Source organism: Pantoea graminicola (assembly GCF_048452665.1).
In the GTDB taxonomy this organism is placed as follows: domain Bacteria; phylum Pseudomonadota; class Gammaproteobacteria; order Enterobacterales; family Enterobacteriaceae; genus Pantoea.
Genome location: NZ_JBLWSJ010000002.1, coordinates 598,606 through 615,526 on the forward strand (window position 1 = coordinate 598,606; position 16,921 = coordinate 615,526).

A 16,921-nucleotide genomic window follows, 5' to 3' on the forward strand; every position below is an offset into this window, starting at 1 on the left:
CTGTTATTGAGTCATAAGACGAAAGCGTTCACGCAGACGGTGACGCAGACCCATCGCCAGCATATTCAGTGAGAGAATAATCAGCACCAGCAGCAGTGCGGTCGCGAAGACCAGCGGACGGTCTGCTTCAATATTCGGACTCTGAAACGCCAGATCGTAAATCTGGAAGCCCAGATGCATAAACTTGCGGTCCAGATGCAGATAAGGGAACACTGCGTCCACCGGCAGCTCCGGCACCATCTTGACCACGCCCACCAGCATCAGCGGCGCGGTTTCCCCGGCAGCACGCGCGACGGCCAGAATCAGACCGGTCAGCATGGCGGGCACCGCCATCGGCAGGACCACGTTCCACAGCGTTTCCGCCTGAGTGGCCCCCAGCGCCAGCGATCCCTGACGCAGGCTGTTGGGAATGCGGGATAGCCCCTCTTCGGTCGCCACAATCACTACGGGCAGCGTCAGCAGGGCCAGCGTCAGCGACGCCCAGAGCAGGCCGGGCGTGCCAAACGTGGGATTAGGCAGCGCGCTGCTGAAAAACAGCCGATCAATCGTGCCGCCAGCCAGCCAGACAAAGAATCCCAGGCCAAAGACGCCATAGACGATGGAGGGCACGCCAGCCAGATTGACTACCGCAATACGTACCAGCCTCGTCAGCGCATGACGCCCCGCATATTCATGCAGCCAGATAGCGGCGACAACGCCCAGTGGCATCACCACCACCGACATCAGCAGCACCATCAGCACGGTGCCGAAGATGGCCGGAAACGCCCCGGATTCGCTTTCCCCTTCGGCGGGTGAATCACTGACAAACCGCCATAACTGATGCAGAAAATGCACTATCTTGCCGCTCAGCGTCATGGCGTTCGGCTGCCAGCTGTCGACGATTTCGGTCAGCGGGATCGCATGTTCAGTGCCCTGGACATCACGCAGGATGAGCTGATCACGCTGACTCTGCAGTTGCAGAGCCGCGAGCGTCTCGCTCAGCTGATTAAAGCGGCGCTGCAGGGCGGCCTGATTGGCCTGATATTCCGATTCGGCCTGCAGATCGAAGCGCCCGGCAGCGCGGTTTCTGGCTGCCTGCTCGTCAAGATCTTCACGCTGGTTATTCAGGCGCGCCATATCGACCCGACGGATCTGATTCGCCTGCCGCACCAGCATCTGTACCTGCCCCAGCCGCTGATGCAGCAGCGCATCGGGATGCTGTGCGGTTAACTCTTCATTGTCCTCCCGCAGGCCGACAAACCAGCCATAGGCCAGGCCGTGGCTGCGCCGCTGCAGCACCATGACCTCCGCTGGCTGGCTGACCTTCGCCGCACTCCGGCTGTAGATGACCCGGAAGTCTGGCGCATCCCAGTCGCGGTTACCGGTTTTCACCAGGTAGCGGTGAACCTGCCCGCCGCTATTGCCCTGTTCATCGGCCGGAGCCGGAAAGTGACGCTGATGATCCAGGGTTTCGCCCAGCAGGCGCGTCTCGCCGCCCGCTGGCTGGCTGAACGTATACAGATCCACCCGCTGCGGCCAGAAGGCACGCACCCCCTGCCAGGCCAGCAGCCCGATCAGCAGCGTAAAGGCCAGCAGGCAGACCGCTACGGCCCCGGCGGTTAACCAGCGCCAGCGGTCGTTCTGTCGCATCGCCTTCATGCCTGCTCCTCCTGCTGACTGTAACGCTGGCGCAGCCGCTGACGGATCAGTTCGGCCACGGTGTTGATCACCAGCGTAAAGATCAGCAGCATCAGGGCGCTGAGAAACAGCACGCGATAATGGGCACTGCCCGCCACCGCTTCGGGCATCTCGATAGCGATATTCGCCGAGAGCGCGCGCAGGCCGCTGAACAGTCCGCCTTCGCTCTGCGGCGTATTACCGGTGGCCATCAGCAGAATCATGGTTTCGCCCACGGCCCGCCCCAGCCCGATCATCAGCGCGGCAAAGATACCGGCCGAGGCACCGGGCAGGACGACGCGGGTCAGGGTCTGCCACGGCGTGGCCCCCAGCGCCAGCGACCCCTGTCCCAGGGCGGCCGGGACGCTGAACAGGGCATCTTCGGAAAGCGTAAAAATCAGGGGCACCAGCGCAAAGCCCATCGCCAGCGCCGCGACCAGCAGATTGCGCTGCTCATAGTGGGGCAGCCAGTCGCCCGCATCCGGGATAAACAGCGTGGGCAGCCACAGCGTCAGCAGCGTGACCAGCAGCAACAGCGGCAGCAGAATCAGCACCTCACGGCCCGGCCGCCGCCAGCGCGACGGTAAGCGGGCGCTGAGTATGCCGCACAGCAGTAGCGTGCCCGCCAGCGTCAGCGGCAGCAGCAGGACGCCCACCAGCGCCTGTCCGATATGCGGCGCCAGCCAGATCCCGGCAATCAGCCCCACCACTACGCTCGGCAGCGCGCCCATCATCTCGATAGCTGGCTTTACCCAGCGCCGTAATCCGGGCGACATGAACCAGGCGGTGTACATCGCCGCGGCCAGCGCCAGCGGTGTGGCAAACAGCAGCGCTAAGCTGGCCGCTTTTAACGTTCCTGTCACCATCGGCATCAGACTGAATTTTGCCTGATAGCTGTCGCCCGCCGCAGTGGACTGCCAGACCCAGTCCGGTCCGGGATAATTTTCATACCAGATTTTTTGCCAGAAACTGCGCCAGGTGACGTCCGGCCAGGGATTATCCAGCCGCAGGCGCTGCCAGCTTCCCGCCCGCTCAATCAGCAGGCTGTCGCCCTGAGGTGAAAACTGCGCCTGCACAATGCCAGGCGCCAGCTGACGCTCCAGAATCGGGCCAGGCTGCTTACTGGCAAAGAGGCGTAACAGCCCCTGCGGGCTGATCGTCGCAAATACCCGCCGTTGTGATTCTGTCACCAGCAGCGTGCCGTCGTCGCTGCGGCTGTCGGCAAACGTCCGGATACGCTGCAGGCGCGGCCCCTGCTCGCTGGCGACAGCGAACCACTGTGTCACGCCGGTGCGATCCTGAATCAGCAGACTTCTGCCGCCCACCAGCAGATGCAAACTTTGCGGGCGCTGCGGCAGCGTGTGGGTTTCGCGCAGATGCGCCCGATCGTCATCCAGTTGCCAGACGCGCAGCAGGCTGCCCTCCGTGGTGTAGAGCAGATCGCCTGAGGGAGAGAGAACCAGCAGATCCAGCTGATCCTGAGGCAGTGAGAACACTGAGGCCTGGCGATCGGTGCCCAGCGTCAGCACCCGCAGTCCGGCACCCGTGAGCGCCGCGATACGCCACTGACCGGCCTGGCGCGTTGCCAGCGCCATCTTTGTCACCGCACCCTCGGGCAGATGAAAGGGTTTGTCGCCCAGCGGAAAATGCCACTGCCCGTCAGTGGTGGGCTGTAACAGCGTCAGCGCGCCCTGCATGTTCAGCAGCAGCGTCTGTTCATCACTGCTCCGCACCACCTCATCGGGCGGCGGCGTCAGCGCCAGCGCCGGTTCAGCAGGCTGACCATCCAGCGGAATAAAACGCGCAGCGCCCTGGCTGCTGATACGCCAGCCTATCCGGCCCAGATTGCCTGTTGCGACAGCAGGCGCACGATCCCAGAGCTGCTGGCTGGGCATCACTTGCACGCCCGGCGCACTGAAGAGCGGAAGCACCACGCCAATCAGCCAGCAAAACAGCAGCAGCATTAACAGCAGGATCGCCACGCCACAGCAGGTGATCAGCCGCCGCGTCAGCCGATCAACGGCACGACGCTTACGATCGCTGAATTGGACAGGAATGTGGTTTACGCTCATGCGGTTCCGGTAGCAGGCTAAAATAAGCCGCTATGTTGCCCGTAGCCGATTGATAAGACAACTGCTGGCGTTGGACAACGCTGCCATACTCTCGCCATAATGTTTGTGGATACTGGATCTTCAGTCCTGCAACCGCTAAATGGAGTGAGAATGGGTCAGGTAAAGCTTTACATTGAAAAAGAATTAAGCTGGTTATCTTTTAATGAACGGGTTTTGCAGGAAGCCGCAGACAAAAGCAATCCACTGATTGAGCGGATGCGCTTTCTGGGCATCTACTCCAACAATCTCGACGAATTTTATAAAGTGCGGTTTGCCGATCTGAAACGCCGCATTCTGATTGGTGAAGAGCAGGGTTCCGCCAGTACGCCACGCCATCTGTTCAAGAAAATCCAGCAGCGGGTAATGAAGTCCGATCAGGAGTTTGATGCGCTCTATAACGAGCTGCTGCTGGAGATGGCGCGCAATCAGATCTTCCTGATCAACGAACGTCAGCTCTCCCTTAACCAGCAGGCGTGGCTGCGCCACTATTTCAAGCATGAACTGCGTCAGCATATCTCGCCGATTCTGATCACGCATGAAACCGATCTGACCGAATTTCTTAAAGATGATTACACCTACCTGGCGGTAGAGATTATTCGCGGTGACGACATCCGCTATGCGCTGCTGGAGATCCCGTCCGATAAGGTGCCGCGCTTTATTAACCTGCCGGCAGAGCCGCCGCGTCGCCGCAAGCCGATGATCCTGCTGGATAACATTCTGCGTTACTGCCTGGATGACATTTTCAAAGGTTTCTATGACTACGACGCGCTCAACGCCTATTCAATGAAAATGACGCGTGACGCGGAGTACGATCTGGTGACGGAGATGGAGTCCAGCCTGCTGGAGCTGATGTCCTCCAGCCTCAAACAACGTCTGACTGCAGAGCCGGTGCGCTTCGTCTATCAGCGCGATATGCCGGAGGCGATGGTCGAATTACTCTGCCACAAACTCTCTATCTCGAATTTTGACTCCATACTGCCGGGTGGCCGCTACCACAACTTCAAAGATTTTATCGGCTTCCCGAACGTCGGCAAAAACAACCTGATCAATCGACCGCTGCCGCAGATTCGTCACATCGGCTTCGATGGCTTCCGCAACGGCTTTGATGCGATTCGCAACCGCGACGTGCTGCTCTACTATCCCTATCACACCTTTGAACATGTGCTGGAACTGCTGCGTCAGGCGTCGTTTGACCCCAGCGTGCTGGCGATCAAGATCAACATCTACCGCGTTGCGAAACATTCGCGCATTATGGATGCGATGATCCATGCCGCCTATAACGGCAAAAAGGTTACGGTGGTGGTGGAGCTGCAGGCGCGCTTCGATGAAGAGGCCAATATCTACTGGGCCAAGCGCCTGACCGAAGCGGGCGTTCACGTTATCTTCTCCGCGCCGGGTCTGAAGATCCACGCCAAGCTGTTCCTGATCTCGCGCCGCGAAGGCGAAGAGATTGTGCGCTACGCGCATATCGGCACCGGTAACTTTAACGAGAAAACCGCGCGACTCTACACGGATTACTCTCTGCTGACGGCGGACGCACGCATTACCAATGAGGTGCGTCGGGTCTTCAACTTTATCGAGAATCCCTACCGGCCCGTCACCTTCGATCATCTGATGGTGTCACCACAGAACTCGCGCCGGATGCTGTATGAGCTGATCGACACTGAAATCGCCAACGCCCAGCAGAATAAGCCTTCCGGCATTACTCTGAAAATCAACAATCTGGTGGACAAAGGGCTGGTTGATCGGCTTTATACAGCCTCCAGCGTAGGGGTGAAGGTGAATCTTCTGGTGCGCGGAATGTGCTCGCTGATCCCGGATCTGCCCGGGATCAGTGAAAATATTCGCGTCATCAGTATTGTTGACCGTTATCTGGAACACGATCGCGTCTATATTTTTGAGAATGGCGGCGATAAAAAGGTGTTCCTCTCCTCCGCTGACTGGATGACGCGTAACATCGATTACCGCATCGAAGTGGCCGTGGCGATCCTCGATCCCCGCATCCGGCAGCGCATACTCGACATTATTGCGATTCAGTTGAGTGATACGGTGAAAGCCCGCATCGTTGATAAAGAGCTGAGTAATCACTACGTCCAGCGCGGCAACCGTCGTAAAGTGCGCTCACAGCTGGCGATATATGATTACATCAAGAACCTGGAACAACCTGAATAAATCCTATGCCAATTTCTCATAAAAGTACGCCAAAACCCCAGGAGTTTGCGGCGATTGACCTGGGCTCGAACAGTTTCCACATGGTGATCGCGCGGGTTGTCGATGGTGCGATGCAGGTACTGGGGCGCCTTAAGCAGCGCGTTCACCTGGCTGATGGTCTGGATGCACAGCACAACCTCAGTGAGGAAGCGATGGAGCGCGGGCTGGCCTGTCTGGCCCTGTTCGCCGAGCGCCTGCAGGGGTTCAGCCCCAGCAACGTGACGATCGTCGGCACCCATACGCTGCGTGAAGCGGTGAACGCCGAAACCTTCCTGCAGCGCGCTGCCGAGGTGATCCCCTACCCTATCGAGGTGATTTCGGGCCATGAAGAGGCACGTCTGATCTTCATGGGCGTGGAGCACACGCAGCCGGAGAAAGGCCGTAAGCTGGTGATCGATATCGGCGGCGGCTCCACCGAGCTGGTCATTGGCGAGGATTTTGAACCCCAGCTGGTCGAGAGCCGCCGTATGGGTTGCGTCAGCTTCGCCCAGCTCTATTTCCCGAAAGGCGAAATCAGCCGTGAAAACTTCCGTCGAGCCCGTTTAGCGGCGGCGCAGAAACTGGAAACACTGGCGTGGCAATATCGTCTGCACGGCTGGCAGTATGCGCTGGGCGCCTCCGGAACCATCAAAGCCGCCTGCGAAGTGCTGCAGGCGATGGATGAGAAAGAGAAGCTGATTACGCCGGAGCGCCTCGACAAACTCTATGACGAGGTGATGAAACACAAATCCTTTGCGGCCCTGAGTCTGCCGGGCCTCTCCGAAGAGCGCAAAGGGGTGTTTGTGCCGGGGCTGGCAATTCTGTGTGGTGTGTTTGATGCGCTGGCGATTCGTGAGCTGCGCCTCTCCGACGGCGCGCTGCGTGAAGGCGTGCTGTATGAGATGGAAGGCCGTTTCCGTCATCAGGATATTCGCAGCCGGACCGCGCAGAGCCTGGCGAACCACTACGCCATTGACAGCGATCAGGCGCGTCGTGTGCTGGAAACCACCGAGCAGCTCTATCTGCAATGGCGCGAGCAGAACCCGAAACTGGCGAACCCGCAGCTGGCTGCCCTGCTGAAATGGGCGGCGATGCTGCATGAAGTGGGTCTGACCATCAATCACAGCGGCCTGCAACGCCACTCGGCCTATATCCTGCAAAATACTAATCTGCCAGGCTTCAATCAGGATCAGCAGATGCTGCTGGCGGCGCTGGTGAGATTCCACCGTAAAGCGGTGAAGCTTGATGAGCTGCCGCGCGTCACGCTGTTTAAGAAAAAGCAGTTTGTGCCGCTGATTTTCCTGCTGCGCCTGGGTACGCTGCTGAATAATCAGCGCCAGGCCACCACCCGTCCCGACTCCTTAACCCTGAAGTGTGATGATGGCCACTGGACGCTGGTTTTCCCGGCGGGCTACTTCAGTCAGAACAACCTGGTCCAGCTCGATCTTGAACGCGAGCAGGTTTACTGGAATGACGTCACGGGATGGAAACTGATCCTCGAAGAAGAAGCCTGATTACCCGGGCGCCTGGCGCCCTTTTAACTGAACTGAAGACGATGACACAACCAACCGCACCGATTTCAGGCGATAACTATTTCGCCGAAACCTATGGCCTGACGCCGCCCCACTCCGAAGTGGTGGCGGCGCTGCCTCAGCTGACCGTCGGCAAGGCACTTGATCTGGGCTGTGGCGTGGGCCGCAATACGCTGTTTCTGAACCAGCACGGTTTTGACGTTACGGCGTGGGATCATAACCCGCAGAGCCTGGCGCGCCTGCAGTCGATTATTGAGCAGGAGGCGCTCAGTGGCATTCATACTGAGCAGCGTGACCTGAATAATACCCGCTTCAATGGCGGCTTCGACTTTGTGCTGTCGACCGTGGTGATGATGTTTCTGCAGCCGCAGACCATCCCTCAGCTGATTGCCGATATGCAGGCCTGCACCGTCAGAAATGGGTATAACCTGATTGTTGCGGCGATGAACACGCCGGATATGCCCTGCCCGTCCGATTTCGCCTTTGCGTTTAAGTCGGGCGAACTCAGTCACTACTACCGCAACTGGCACATCGTAAAGTACAACGAGCATCCCGGCCAGCTGCATCGCACTGACGAAAATGGCAACCGCATTACCTGCCGTTTCGCTACGCTGCTGGCGCAGAAGGCGAGCTACTGATCTTTATTTGCTGTTTTTTTCTACAGCGATTGATTTCATCAGGCGACTGTGACTAAATATTGCAGTCGCCCTGCATGGGTCATCACAGGAACCACCCCGCGTGAACAGCGCTATTTCTCCCCGAAGACGTCAGAAAACCGGCACCATGACCCGTATTGTGTTGCTGATCAGTTTTATCATTCTTTTTAGCCGCCTGATTTTTATCCTGCCTGCTGCCTTTGAGCACCATCAGCAACAGAAAACGATCCCCGAGCCGGTTGTCATCACAACAGGTGATACGCGCTAACGAATCGTGATTTTTTCGCCTGAAATCTGAACATAATCCGGACAACCGGACGCATTTCTGCACCCCTTTTTCAGGCGAAACGCTACACTTCGTGCTGGTGCTTTCAGACTAAAGGGATAAATTGTGTCTGCCTCTCACTCTCAACGTTTAAGTGAAATACGTCATCGCATTCTGACGCTGCTGCTCAACGAGCACGATCTGGTTGATGCGCTGCTGGAGAAATCCGGCGATTTCAGCCCTGAGCAGCAACGTGAAAATGCGGCCCGGCGCGATGCGCTGGAACAGGACATTCTGCAACTGCACGCCGCTGACCTCGCAGATATTCTCGAAGCCTTGCCCGAGGAGGAACGTCAGGCGCTGTGGCGACTGGTGCCGAATGAACGGCGCGGCCATGTGCTGGTAGAAGCCTCTGAAACGGTCTGGGCCAGCCTCACCGAAGAGATGAGCGACCGCGATATCCTGCGTGCCATCCAGCCGCTGGACATCGACGATCAGGTCTGGCTGGCGCGTTATCTGCCTCGCGACCTGACCGGACGCCTGCTGGCGACCGTCGAGCCTGCGCTGCGTGCCCGTATGCTGAGCATGGTGCAGCTTGACCGTGACCGCGTGGGCCGGGTGATGGATTTCAATATTCTGACGGTGCGCGAAGATGTCACGCTGGCGACCGTGCAGCGTTTTCTGCGCAAGCGCAAAAGCATGCCTGGCGGTACCGATAAACTCTTTATTACCAATAAACAGAATCAGCTGCTGGGCGAGCTGATGCTGACCGATATCCTGCTCAACAAGCCTACCACGCAGGTCAGCGACGTGATGAATCCGCGGCCGACCACCTTTCAGCTCAATGACAAAGCCGAAGATGCGGCCAGCGCCTTTGAACGTTATAACCTGATCTCTGCCGCCGTCACTGATGCAAAGGGCAAACTGATTGGCCGTGTCACCATCGAAGACATCATCGACCTGGTGAATGCCGAAAACGAAAGCAACATCCGTAAAATGGGCGGTATCAGTCAGGAAGAGGATGTCTTCGCGCCGGTCCGCAAATCGGTGCGTAAACGCTGGGCCTGGCTGGCTATCAACCTCTGTACCGCCTTTGTCGCCTCCCGGGTCATCGGCCTGTTTGAAGGCACCATTTCCCAGATCGTGGCTCTGGCAACGCTGATGCCGATCGTCGCCGGTATCGGCGGTAATACCGGCAACCAGACCATCACCATGATTGTGCGGGCGCTGGCCTTACATCAGGTTGAACCGGGTAACTTCTCGTTTCTGATCGTCCGTGAACTCGGCGTCGCGCTGATTAACGGCCTGTTCTGGGGCGGCATCATGGGCGCCATTACCTGGCTGATGTATGACAATATGGCGCTCGGCGGCGTGATGATGCTGGCGATGGCGCTGAATCTCCTGCTGGCCGCACTGATGGGCGTCCTGGTGCCGCTGGTCATGACCAAAATGAAGCGCGATCCGGCGGTGGGTTCCAGCGTCCTGATCACCGCGCTGACTGATACCGGCGGCTTCTTTATCTTCCTGGGTCTGGCAACACTTTTCCTGCTGCCGCACTGATCAGGCCTGTACGCCATAGCGTTGCAGCGACCCGCTGAGATTGCGCTGCCGGGTGACCCGGGCCAGCTCGCGGGTTGCGGCAGGCAGCGCATAGTCACCGCGCTGGCTCAACCACTCCAGCACATCTGACAGGTGCCAGATGGCGGTTTTGCCGTCATGCACTGGCAGCGGAAAGGGCGGACGATGGCTGAGCATCAGCTTGCGCATATTTTGCCGGGTCATGCCGACCATCTCTGCTACATCGGTTAAGCCGACGAAATCGGGTGCGGCCTCCACCAGCGTCGCGCCCGGGATGGCACGCTGCACATCCTCTTCCGCCTGAATCAGCGCCGCCGCTGCGGAGTCCGCTTCCCGGGTAAACTCCAGGGCGATCCGGCCTGGCATCCCCAGGCCGATCAGCGCATCATCACAGCCTGCCGCGGCCAGCGTTTCCAGCATCGCGTCTGCCGGCTCATGCCCGTCCGGCAGGCTGAACCGCAGTGTAAAACAATATTCCATATGCCTCTCCTTGTGCTGCATCAGGACTTCAGATAGTGACAGTTATCGACCACCCGCCGCAGTGCGCAGGCATGCTGATGTGCATTTCCGGGTGTGCTCCAGATACAGGTCAGACAAAATTCCCCGCATCGGCACGTCAGCAGATTTTTCGGGCAGTACATCTTTCCCCAGGCGTGATGGCCACTGGTAACCACCAGCCAGCCATGAGATTCGGCGTAACGCAAAGCCGTCTCGATCTCTTTGTTGGGATGCCGTTTCCTTGCCATATTTTTTCCCTAGCATGACGCTGAACTGAATAGTTGTCAACTGACAACTCAGTGAAAATATCTTCGTGCGGCTCAGCATGCGCAGACTTTTTCTCACAGTAAAACAGCCAGGGTATAAACTGGAAAACGGTACGCAAAAAATCATCAGTGCCACTTTTTACATGGCGTCATCAACAGCAAACAGCGGAGGCAGGATGTTTAAAGCAGAGGATTTTGTTCAGTCGAAAACCGGCGGCCCTAAAATGCAGGTGCTTCGGGTAGAAGGCGACACCCTGTGGTGTGCACGGGTGGATGATGCGACAAAGAAGGAGATTGAAGTCAAAGCAGACAGAGTCAACCTCTATCACGAAGAGGGTGACTTTGGCGTCTGCTGAAGTGAAATGGCCCCTGTCGGGGCCTGACCATCAGGGCTTATCCTGCTGAAGATTGTCATTGCCCAGCCCGCCAATGAACGGCAGCCGCAGCCGGAACGGCATGAAATCAAGCCCCATATTCAGCCCCAGCAGATTCACTTCAAACCCCTCTTCCGCGCCCAGCGTCACGCCCGCCACACCCAGAATCGACACCTGCACGCCGCGCCCGGAGGGTGGCAGCCCGACCGGACGCCACAGTGGCCGGTAATCTTTACCCAGCGCGTTGGCGGGCAGATCAAGCTTCAGAGCTGGCACTTCCCGGCCGATATGCGCCAGGAAGGTGTTGCTGTTCGGCCCTGGCCAGGCGTGGTAAGTGTTCGGCCACGGATAAGATTGAATCGCGGCCTCAATCTGCGGGATCATCGCCTGCGCTTCCGGCCCACGGTGATCCACCAGCAGCCTGGGTTTTGCGCCATACCAGTAGCCATCCGGCAGGTTAGTGTTGCGGCGAACTTTATCGCCGCTGCCCCAGCTGATCACTTCATAGCGCGTGTAGCGCGTTTCACCGGCACGTTTGAAGATGATCCAGGGATGCACCGCTACCCGCCCTTTCCAGCCATAGGTCGGCGCGGCGTAGACCTGAACGATAGCCAGGCTGTATAGCGCGCGCGGGTCGGGCGCAATGCCGGCCGAATCGCGGCGGGCCGTTGCCCAGCCGCCCGACTCTGCGGTTTCGCCGTGACGCGTCGCCTGCGCGATGCTGGCACCCAGCGACAGCAGCAGTACGGCAACAAAAAACAGGCTGAACACTTTCAGTGAGAGCATGACAACATTCCTGATGGCGTAAGGATCACGAAGCGCCCGATCAGCAGGCATTTCAGTAAGCGGCTTGAGGATACGGATTATCAAAGCGGCGGATAAAAGCGGGACACAACAAGTGGCAGGTGCAGGCTTTTACTGCAGGGAGAATAGCGTATTTCCTGGCAAAGTGAACAGAAAACCGTCAGTGGCCGGTGTGGATGTGCTGAAAGGTTAAAACGGGCGTGGCGGGAGATTAAGCCGGTAAAAAAGCCCGCGGGTCTGCGGGCTTCAAAAGGGTCAGGCGTTAATCCGCCGGTGAGGGATTATTCCCACTCAATCGTTGCCGGTGGCTTACCGCTGATGTCATACACCACGCGGGAGATACCGTCGACTTCGTTGATGATGCGGTTAGAGACACGGCCCAGGAACTCATACGGCAGGTGCGCCCAGTGAGCAGTCATAAAGTCGATGGTTTCCACCGCACGCAGCGAGACAACCCAGTCATATTTGCGACCATCGCCCATCACACCAACCGAACGGACCGGCAGGAAGACGGTGAATGCCTGGCTGACTTTGTTGTAGAGATCCGCTTTGTGCAGCTCTTCGATGAAGATGGCATCGGCACGACGCAGCAGGTCGCAATACTCTTTCTTCACTTCGCCCAGCACACGCACGCCCAGACCCGGACCCGGGAAGGGATGACGGAACAGCATGTCATACGGCAGGCCCAGCTCCAGACCAATCTTGCGCACTTCATCTTTGAACAGCTCTTTCAGCGGCTCAACCAGGCCCATCTTCATCTCTTTCGGCAGGCCACCGACGTTGTGGTGCGATTTAATGACGTGCGCTTTACCGGTGGCCGACGCCGCCGACTCAATCACGTCAGGGTAGATGGTGCCCTGCGCCAGCCACTTCACGTCCTGCAGCTTCAGCGCCTCTTCGTCGAACACTTCCACAAAGACGCGACCGATGGTTTTACGCTTCGCTTCCGGATCGTCGATGCCAGCCAGCGCGTCCAGGAAGCGCATTTCGGCCGGGACATGGATGATGTTCAGACCAAAGTGGTCGCCGAACATATCCATCACCTGCTGTGCTTCATTCAGGCGCAGCAGGCCGTTGTCCACAAATACGCAGGTCAGACGGTCGCCGATCGCACGATGCAGCAGCATCGCGGTTACGGAGGAGTCCACACCGCCGGACAGACCGAGGATCACTTTGTCGTTGCCCACCTGCTCACGCAGGCGCTCAACCGCATCTTCGATGATTTTGGCGGGCGTCCACAGGGCTTCACATTCACAGATGTCGATGATGAAGCGCTCCAGCATCCGCAGACCCTGGCGGGTATGGGTGACTTCCGGGTGGAACTGCACGCCGTAGAAGCGCTTCTCTTCGTTGGCCATGATGGCAAACGGACAGGTTTCTGTGCTGGCAACGGTCACGAAGTCTGCCGGGATAGCCGTGACTTTGTCACCGTGGCTCATCCAGACATCCAGCAGCGGTTTACCGGCGGCGCTTATCGCATCTTCGATATCACGAACCAGGGCGCTTGGCGTGGTCACTTCCACCTGCGCATAACCAAACTCACGCTCGGTTGAGCCCGCCACTTTACCGCCCAGCTGCATCGCCATGGTCTGCATACCGTAACAGACGCCCAGCACCGGCACGCCCGCGTTGAAAACATATTCAGGCGCGCGCGGGCTGTTCAGCTCGGTGGTGCTTTCCGGACCACCGGAAAGGATGATGCCGCTTGGGTTGAACTGGCGGATCTGCTCTTCGGTGACATCCCATGCCCAGAGTTCACAATAGACGCCGAGTTCGCGCACGCGGCGTGCGACCAGCTGAGTGTATTGTGAGCCGAAATCGAGAATCAGAATGCGGTGCTTATGGATATTTTCCGTCGTCATTGAGGGTTTTCCAGAACGGTGACTTGAACAATAAAAGCGCCCGGCTAAAGCCGGGCGGGAAATCGGGATTATGAACCCATGCGGTAGTTCGGTGACTCTTTGGTGATGGTCACATCATGCACATGGCTCTCATTGATGCCCGCGCCGCTGATGCGGACAAACTCCGCTTTGGTACGCAGGTCGTTAATGGTCGGGCAACCGGTCAGGCCCATGCACGAACGCAGTCCGCCCATCTGCTGATGAACGATCTCTTTCAGACGGCCTTTATAGGCTACGCGGCCTTCGATACCTTCCGGCACCAGTTTGTCGGCAGCGTTATCGGTCTGGAAGTAGCGGTCAGATGAGCCTTTGGACATCGCGCCCAGTGAACCCATACCGCGATACGATTTGAATGCACGGCCCTGATAAAGTTCGATCTCACCCGGAGACTCTTCGGTTCCTGCCAGCATCGAACCGACCATCACACAGGATGCGCCAGCAGCGATCGCTTTCGCGATGTCACCAGAGAAGCGGATACCGCCATCGGCAATCACCGGAATCCCGGTGCCTTCCAGCGCGGCGACGGCATCAGAAACGGCCGTGATTTGCGGTACACCCACGCCGGTCACGATACGGGTCGTACAGATAGAGCCTGGGCCGATACCTACTTTCACCGCGCTCACGCCCGCTTCAACCAGCGCCAGTGCGCCCGCACCGGTCGCCACGTTACCGCCAACGATCTCCAGATCGGGATATTTTGCACGGGTTTCACGGATACGTGACAGCACGCCTTCGGAGTGGCCGTGAGAAGAGTCAATCAGCAGCACGTCAACGCCCGCCGCGACCAGCGCATCGATACGCTCTTCGTTACCGGCACCCGCACCGACAGCCGCACCGACGCGCAGACGACCCTGCGCATCTTTACAGGCGTTAGGTTTACGTTCGGCTTTCTGGAAATCTTTAACGGTGATCATGCCCAGCAGGTGGAAGCTGTCATCCACCACCAGCGCTTTCTCGACACGTTTTTCATGCATTTTGTGCAGAACAACGTCGCGCGCCTCGCCTTCTTTCACCGTGACCAGGCGATCTTTCGGGGTCATGACGGCAGAAACAGGCTGAGAAAGATCGGTCACAAAGCGCACGTCACGACCGGTGATGATCCCCACCAGTTCGTTGTCGCCGTTCACCACCGGATAGCCCGCAAAGCCATTACGCTCGGTCAGCGCTTTGACGTCAGACAGCGGCGTGGTCGGCAGAACGGTCTGCGGTTCGGTAACGACGCCGCTCTCGTGCTTCTTCACCTTGCGCACTTCATCTGCCTGGCGTTCGATTGACATGTTTTTATGGATGAAGCCCAGACCGCCTTCCTGTGCCAGCGCAATCGCCAGGCCCGCTTCGGTTACGGTGTCCATGGCGGCGGAGAGCATCGGAATATTTAAACGGATATTTTTGGTCAGCTGCGTGCTGAGGTCGGCCGTGTTTGGCAGGACGGTGGAGTGAGCAGGAACGAGCAGAACGTCGTCAAAAGTGAGTGCTTCTTTAGCGATTCTTAACATGGCAATACTCCACCTCGGGTGATTGAGATTAGATAAAATATTGCCGCGGCATTATACAGGCCGTAATCGATTGCCTCCACTATTTTTTAAGAAAAACTCTTGATCCGCTCTGGCAGGACTGTAGTATCGATGAATTAACCTCCTGATTTGGAATTTGATCTTCGTCACATGTCGCTGCCACCGATCGCCAATATTTTTACCGTCAGCCGCCTTAATACGACAGTGCGTCAGCTGCTGGAGAAAGAGATGGGCCTGGTCTGGATCAGCGCCGAGATCTCCAATTTCACCCAGCCGGCATCCGGTCACTGGTACTTCACGCTGAAAGATGATGGCGCGCAGGTTCGCTGTGCCATGTTCCGCAACAGCAACCGCCGCGTGACTTTCCGGCCTCAGCATGGTCAGCAGGTGCTGGTCCGCGCCAATATCACACTCTATGAGCCGCGCGGCGACTACCAGCTGATTGCCGAAAGTATGCATCCGGCGGGCGAAGGTCTGCTGCAGCAGCAGTTTGAACTGCTGAAGGCAAAGCTGGCAACCGAGGGTCTGTTCGAGCCACAGCACAAGCAACCGCTGCCGGACCCGGCGCGTCAGGTCGGGGTGATCACCTCCTCTACCGGCGCGGCGCTGCATGATGTGTTGCGCGTGCTGCATCGTCGCGATCCCTCCCTGCCCGTTGTAATCTATCCCACCGTGGTTCAGGGCGTTGATGCCCCGGCGGCTATCGTCCGGGCGATCGAAATCGCGAACCTGCGCAATGAATGCGACGTGTTAATTGTCGGTCGCGGCGGCGGATCGCTGGAAGATTTGTGGAGCTTTAACGACGAACGCGTCGCGCGCGCCATCTTTGCCAGCCGCATTCCCATCGTCAGCGCGGTCGGCCATGAAACGGACGTGACCATTGCCGACTTTGTGGCGGATCTGCGTGCGCCCACCCCCTCCGCCGCGGCCGAGCTGGTCAGCCGGAATCAGGTTGAGCTGCTGCGTCAGTTACAGTCGCAGCAGCAGCGGCTGGAGATGGCGATGGATTACTATCTGGCCCGCCAGCAGCGGCTCTACAGTCGTCTGGAGCATCGCCTGCAACAGCAGCATCCTCAGCTGCGCCTGGCCCGCCAGCAGACGGCCCTGTTCCGTCTGCAGCAGAGTCTGGGTGAGGCGATGGAAAATCGTCTGCGCCACGCCACGCGCCAGCAGGATCGTCTGCTCCATCGCCTCAGCGCGCAGCAGCCGCAGCAGCGTCTGTTTGAGGCGCAGAAACAGTTGCAGAGCTGGCACTATCGCCTGCAGCAGAGCATGGAAAAACAGCTGAACAGCCGCAAACAGATCTTTGGTCAGCGGGTCGCTCAGCTGGAAGGCGTCAGTCCGCTGGCCACGCTGGCGCGAGGGTTCAGCGTGACCACCGACACCGCCGGTCAGGTGGTGAAAAACACCGGACAGCTTCAGAGCGGCGACCTGCTGCGCACCCGTCTTGATGATGGCTGGGTGGAAAGCCAGGTCACGCAGTTAGTGCCCGAGAAAAAACGCCGCCGCAAAAACCTCGCCTGATTCCGCCGCCCTGCCCGCTTCTCTGATTAACGCTGGCCTCACGGATGAGGCC

14 protein-coding genes are annotated in these 16,921 nt (G+C 58.5%); 7 read left to right on the forward strand and 7 right to left on the reverse strand.

The genetic code is table 11. The features are described 5' to 3' along the window. Positions 1-3: 3 nt before the first annotated feature. On the reverse strand, positions 4-1,638 hold the full coding sequence (pstA, locus tag ACNY69_RS06815) for a phosphate ABC transporter permease PstA (RefSeq protein WP_418797681.1): 1,635 nt from the start codon (positions 1,636-1,638) through the stop codon (positions 4-6). Further along, entirely contained in the window at positions 1,635-3,728 is a 2,094-nt protein-coding gene (locus tag ACNY69_RS06820) for an ABC transporter permease subunit (RefSeq protein ID WP_293772884.1), read from the reverse strand. The genes pstA and ACNY69_RS06820 overlap by 4 nt, the downstream gene beginning before the upstream one ends. A gap of 150 nt (positions 3,729-3,878) precedes the next feature. On the opposite strand from ACNY69_RS06820, the gene ppk1 reads away from it, so the two are divergent. The 5 genes from ppk1 to mgtE all read left to right on the forward strand — a co-directional run bounded on the left by ppk1 (position 3,879) and on the right by mgtE (position 9,970). After that, entirely contained in the window at positions 3,879-5,939 is a 2,061-nt protein-coding gene (gene ppk1 / locus ACNY69_RS06825) for a polyphosphate kinase 1 (RefSeq protein ID WP_293772886.1), read from the forward strand. A gap of 5 nt (positions 5,940-5,944) precedes the next feature. Continuing rightward, on the forward strand, positions 5,945-7,471 hold the full coding sequence (gene ppx / locus ACNY69_RS06830; RefSeq protein WP_111142248.1) for an exopolyphosphatase: 1,527 nt from the start codon (positions 5,945-5,947) through the stop codon (positions 7,469-7,471). Positions 7,472-7,512: 41 nt separating this feature from the next. Next, positions 7,513-8,127, forward strand: coding sequence for a tellurite resistance methyltransferase TehB (gene tehB, locus ACNY69_RS06835; protein WP_111142249.1), 615 nt, complete (start codon positions 7,513-7,515; stop codon positions 8,125-8,127). Between the two features lie 100 nt (positions 8,128-8,227). Next, a complete protein-coding gene (locus ACNY69_RS06840) occupies positions 8,228-8,413 on the forward strand; it encodes a YfgG family protein (RefSeq protein ID WP_111142250.1) in 186 nt (61 codons plus the stop codon). Between the two features lie 123 nt (positions 8,414-8,536). Beyond that, positions 8,537-9,970, forward strand: coding sequence for a magnesium transporter (gene mgtE / locus ACNY69_RS06845; RefSeq protein ID WP_418797684.1), 1,434 nt, complete (start codon positions 8,537-8,539; stop codon positions 9,968-9,970). Here mgtE and ACNY69_RS06850 read toward each other — a convergent pair whose 3' ends face one another. Further along, positions 9,971-10,468, reverse strand: coding sequence for a helix-turn-helix transcriptional regulator (locus tag ACNY69_RS06850; protein WP_293772890.1), 498 nt, complete (start codon positions 10,466-10,468; stop codon positions 9,971-9,973). A 20-nt stretch (positions 10,469-10,488) separates the two neighbouring features. After that, positions 10,489-10,734: a hypothetical protein gene (locus ACNY69_RS06855; protein WP_293772893.1), complete on the reverse strand. Its 246-nt coding sequence runs from the start codon at positions 10,732-10,734 to the stop codon at positions 10,489-10,491. Between the two features lie 194 nt (positions 10,735-10,928). Here ACNY69_RS06855 and ACNY69_RS06860 point away from each other — a divergent pair, with 194 nt between their 5' ends. Continuing rightward, entirely contained in the window at positions 10,929-11,108 is a 180-nt protein-coding gene (locus tag ACNY69_RS06860) for a DUF2158 domain-containing protein (RefSeq protein ID WP_418797686.1), read from the forward strand. Positions 11,109-11,138: 30 nt separating this feature from the next. Here the strand turns inward: ACNY69_RS06860 and ACNY69_RS06865 are convergent, their stop codons facing one another. The 3 genes from ACNY69_RS06865 to guaB all read right to left on the reverse strand — a co-directional run bounded on the left by ACNY69_RS06865 (position 11,139) and on the right by guaB (position 15,327). After that, positions 11,139-11,912, reverse strand: coding sequence for a DUF3750 domain-containing protein (locus tag ACNY69_RS06865; RefSeq protein ID WP_293772899.1), 774 nt, complete (start codon positions 11,910-11,912; stop codon positions 11,139-11,141). Positions 11,913-12,211: 299 nt separating this feature from the next. Then, on the reverse strand, positions 12,212-13,792 hold the full coding sequence (gene guaA, locus ACNY69_RS06870) for a glutamine-hydrolyzing GMP synthase (protein WP_111139160.1): 1,581 nt from the start codon (positions 13,790-13,792) through the stop codon (positions 12,212-12,214). A 68-nt stretch (positions 13,793-13,860) separates the two neighbouring features. Then, positions 13,861-15,327, reverse strand: a complete 1,467-nt coding sequence (gene guaB / locus ACNY69_RS06875; RefSeq protein WP_111139159.1) for an IMP dehydrogenase — start codon at positions 15,325-15,327, stop codon at positions 13,861-13,863. Between the two features lie 168 nt (positions 15,328-15,495). Between guaB and xseA the strand changes: the two genes are divergently transcribed. Beyond that, positions 15,496-16,869 carry an exodeoxyribonuclease VII large subunit gene (gene xseA, locus ACNY69_RS06880; protein WP_418797790.1) on the forward strand — a complete coding sequence of 458 codons (1,374 nt, stop codon included), beginning with the start codon at positions 15,496-15,498 and terminating at the stop codon, positions 16,867-16,869. Positions 16,870-16,921 lie beyond the last annotated feature (52 nt).